Source organism: Acidovorax sp. LjRoot204 (assembly GCF_056175785.1).
The window spans coordinates 1-3756 of sequence record NZ_JBGFFF010000264.1 but is presented as its reverse complement, the minus strand read 5'-3'; the positions used below and the strand labels follow the sequence as shown (position 1 = coordinate 3756).

General features: G+C 64.1%; 4 protein-coding genes. All 4 read right to left on the bottom strand.

What is annotated here, in order from left to right; translation table 11 throughout:
- The coding region (locus AC04MI_RS24080; protein ID WP_476498915.1) for a phage portal protein at window positions 1-1022 on the bottom strand (1022 nt) is incomplete at its 3' end.
- Window positions 1023-1025: 3 nt separating this feature from the next.
- Window positions 1026-1199 carry a hypothetical protein gene (locus tag AC04MI_RS24075; protein WP_218338966.1) on the bottom strand — a complete coding sequence of 58 codons (174 nt, stop codon included), beginning with the start codon at window positions 1197-1199 and terminating at the stop codon, window positions 1026-1028.
- Entirely contained in the window at window positions 1196-2923 is a 1728-nt protein-coding gene (locus tag AC04MI_RS24070) for a terminase large subunit (RefSeq protein WP_476498914.1), read from the bottom strand. The genes AC04MI_RS24075 and AC04MI_RS24070 overlap by 4 nt, the downstream gene beginning before the upstream one ends.
- A 25-nt stretch (window positions 2924-2948) precedes the next feature.
- On the bottom strand, window positions 2949-3434 hold the full coding sequence (locus AC04MI_RS24065) for a phage terminase small subunit P27 family (RefSeq protein ID WP_476498913.1): 486 nt from the start codon (window positions 3432-3434) through the stop codon (window positions 2949-2951).
- Window positions 3435-3756: the final 322 nt, after the last annotated feature.

Here is a 3756-nt window from a genome sequence, read left to right as displayed (position 1 = left end):
TAGTAGCCCTTGCGGTCCTCTTCCAGCAGGAAGTCGCGCATCATCGATTGCTCGTGACGCTTAACCCAGGGCAGCAGGCCGAACACCACGAACATGATCAGCAGCTGCTCGACCGTGTTGTAGTTCGCCCCGTCCAGGTCGTTGACCATGGGCAGCGGGATCTTGTAGATCCGCGCGATGTCGGCGCCTGAGAGCTTGAGGATGTTGACCACCTCGGCGTCCACGTTGGACATCGAAATGGGCTTGAACGTCATGCCCTCCTGCAGCAGCGCCACCTTCTTGGCGTTGTCGATACCGCCGTACTTCTGGCCCCACTGGTTAATCAGCTTGTCGATAGTGCCCTGGTCGGTGATCGCAGGCGACTCCTTTGGCCGCTCGATCACGCCCGAGACCGTGGCGCCGTTCGCGAACGACTTGCCGGTGTACTGCCGGATGGCCTGCGAGAGGCCCACCGCCTCGGCGTGTAGCTCAATGGGCGACAGGCCCACATAGCCGCCGTGGCTGACCCAGCGCACGTGATGCACCAGGCGCATGGGCAGCGGGTCTGCAACGCCGGAAATGCGGTAGTACGGCAGCAGGTCGGGGCCCTTGAGCACCTGCACCTTGTCGGTGCCCAGCGGCCACAGGGCCTTGACGTGGCCATCCTCGCGGCGCTCTATGAACTCGTACCCGTTGCCGCGCAGGCCTGCGGCCATCTGTAGCAGCTCGGTGCGCTCGTAGGGCGTCTGGAACGGGTTGGGCCGGTAGCGCAACACGTCATAGGCCGGGTAGTTGATGGCCGGTGTGCGCTGGGCGCCGGTGGCCTCGCCGCTGCGCTGGTAGATCTCGCACGGCAGCTGGGCCAAAGTTTCAGCCAGCAGCGTGACGCAGTTCTGCAGGATGGGCTGCGCGAGCGCAGATTCCGGCGTGACGCGCACGCCGGTGCTGCTGCCGCCCCCGCCCAGGAAGGAACGCCAGAAGCCGCTGCTGCTGTCGGACACGCTGCCCGCTTCACCGCTGGCAAGCAGTTGCGAAAAGAACATGGGTCAGCCCTTCGCCCGAGCGGCTGCAGCTGCAGCGCGGTCAAGCAGGAAGGCGTACGCCACCAGGGCCACGCCAGCGATGATCAACGCGGTAGGGATATGGACCATGGCCACCCCTGCCACCACGAGTGCAAAGCCCAGCAGGCCCAGCACGAACGACAGAAGCACCAGCTTCATATACCTACCCCTTCCTTTTCATAGACGGACTTCCCGTTGCCGGGTCGCCCGCCGCTGCTGATACCGGCGGCCATGACACCCGCCACGATGCCGTCGATGCGGCCGATGGACTTGGACTTGTCCACCTTGCGGTTGTTGGCCGGGTCGCTGACCACCACGGCGTTGCCTGCGCACCAGGTCATCACCGGGTTGCCGTCATGCCGCAGCGTTTCCACCTCCACGTCCAGCGGCTGGCCCTCTTCGTCCAACGGCGCCACACCGAGCAGGCGGCGCTCGAATTCGTCAACGGCCGGGCCCATGTCCTGGTAGCCCTGGCCGAAGCGTTCCAGCGGCGGCAGAGATATGCCGTGCTCCACCATCAGCATCTGCAGGTCTTCGATGCGCCAGCGGTCAAACGCGATCTTGCGCACATCGAAGAAGCTACAGATCTTGACCAGGCGGCGCAGAACGTGCAGCTTGCTGATGGCCCGGCCCGGTGTGGTCTCTAGCCACTTTTCCTTGATCCACACCCGGTAGGGCACGCGGTCGGTTTCCTCGCGCTTGTCCAGGTCGTGGTCTGGAATCCAGAAATACGGCATCACGCGCCAGTGCGGGTCTTCCTCCGTGGGGAAGAACATCAGCACGAACGCTGTCAGGTCGGTGGTGCTGGACAGGTCCAGGCCACCCACTGCAGGCCGATTGCGCAGCAGCGACATCGGCACGCGCTCCTGCGCCTGGCTCCAAACCTGCCAGCTGATCCACGGCGCTTCTGCCTGCGTCCATTCGCAGAAGTTCAGGCGCCTTACCAATGCCTCCTGCGCGGGCGCCCCGCGCGCCTGGTTGATCTGCTCGCGCAGGTAGCGGCGGCCGGGGATGCCGTCCAGCTGGCCGTGCGCACGGTAGTCCAAACTGGGGTTGACCTTGGGCCAGCACGCTTCGTCTTCAAACGGGTCCTCGCCTTCGTCCAGGTTGCAGATGAACGCAAACAGCGTGTCATCGGGGAACTCCCCCCGGCACACGCGCACGCCCAGATCGTGGTACGTGCCGCAGATCGTTTTCTTGTCGCTGCCACTGTTGGTGATCATCAACAGCAGCGCGCGCCGCCGCGACTTGCGCCCGGCCCGCATCATGTTCACCACCGTGGGCGTCTTGTGCTCGTGCACTTCGTCCACCAGGCCGATGTGCGGGCGCGGCCCCGACTGGCCTTCGTCCGCGCTGATGGTGCGAAAGAAACTGTTGGTGTTGCTGTAGAAAAGGTTCCACACCTTTTCATCGCGCCCCGACCGCACCAGGCGCGTGCTCAGCAGCGGCGACAGGTCCACCATAGCCACCGCATCCCGAAACAGGATCTGTGCCTGGTCGCGCTTTGTGGCGGCCGCGTAGATCTCGGCGCGCTGCTCACCATCTGACACCAGCCCATACAGCCCAATGCCTGCGGCCAATGGAGACTTGCCGGAACCCTTGGCAGTCTCGATGTACGCGGTGTTGAACCGGCGGAACCCCTCGACCGTGTACCAGCCAAAGATGCAGCCCACCACGAACGCCTGCCACGGGGCAAGCAGAAACGGCTTCTCTTCGTACTCACCGCCATTGAGCTTCAGGACATCTTCAAAAAAGCCGATGGCGTGGTCGGCCTTGTCCTGCATCCACACCAGGCCGCGCTCGTGGCCGTTCGCACGGTCCTGCAGCTGGCGCCGCGCCGCGTCCCGAACTGCCGGACCCGCGATGATGGCGCCGCTAAGCACCTGGTGGCAAAAATCGGAAACGCGGTCAGTTGAAATAGCGTGCTGCGGCCTCTTCATGTTCGTTGGGGAACAGCGTTCCCTGCGGCGCAGTCGCCACCGTCTTCATCGTGCGGCGAGCAAGCGGTGTGAAACCGAAGCCCGCGCCTGCGGCATTCGCGCGTTTTTCTGCGTCGTTGGCCAGCTGGCGCCAGATGCTCAGCTGCTTTGCGCCCGTGGCGAAGGTCTGCACGTCGCCCGCGTCGTCCTGGCGCTTGTTCTCCTGCGCGATGCGCTCGCGGAACTTCTCGTAGTCGGCAACCGCTTCGCAGTACGTGGCGAGCGCCACCCGATCCAGGCGGTGAACCCAGCCGAGCAACAGGAGGTCGGGCACCACGCGGTCCCATTCCTTCGATGCCCGCTCACTCAACCAGGCGGGTTTCGACGGCTCGCTGGCCGCGATCTGCTGCTCTTCGTTCTTCTTGGCCAGAGCGTCTTTGCCCAGCTTGCTGGCATCCCCGCGCAGCTGGTGCATGAAAGCCGGATCAGGACGCCGACCAGAATTAGCGTTTCCTGCCATACCTACCCCTTCAGTTGATACCCCCCCTCCCCATATTTCCCGGCGTTGCGAGCCGAGGGAAGCGAACGGTCTTTAGTGAACAGGGGTGGAAGTTTTTACCCCCCCCTACCCCCTTGTTTTCGGTTCCACGGGTGGCGCGGGTCCAGCGGCAAGCCATCGACCGAGCAACCAGGAACGCGGCCGGTTTTCTCAAAGCGTTGCTTCATGGAGTCGTGGCACAGCTTGCACAGGCTCTGCCAGTTCTTTCGATTCCAGAACAGTGCCCGCGCTGCAGCGA

What these genes read in the sequence shown, in the direction of transcription:
- AC04MI_RS24075 (WP_218338966.1), bottom strand. Translation starts at nt 1,199, where the DNA reads ATGAAGCTGGTGCTTCTGTCGTTCGTGCTGGGCCTGCTGGGCTTTGCA.
- AC04MI_RS24065 (WP_476498913.1), bottom strand. Translation starts at nt 3,434, where the DNA reads ATGCACCAGCTGCGCGGGGATGCCAGCAAGCTGGGCAAAGACGCTCTG.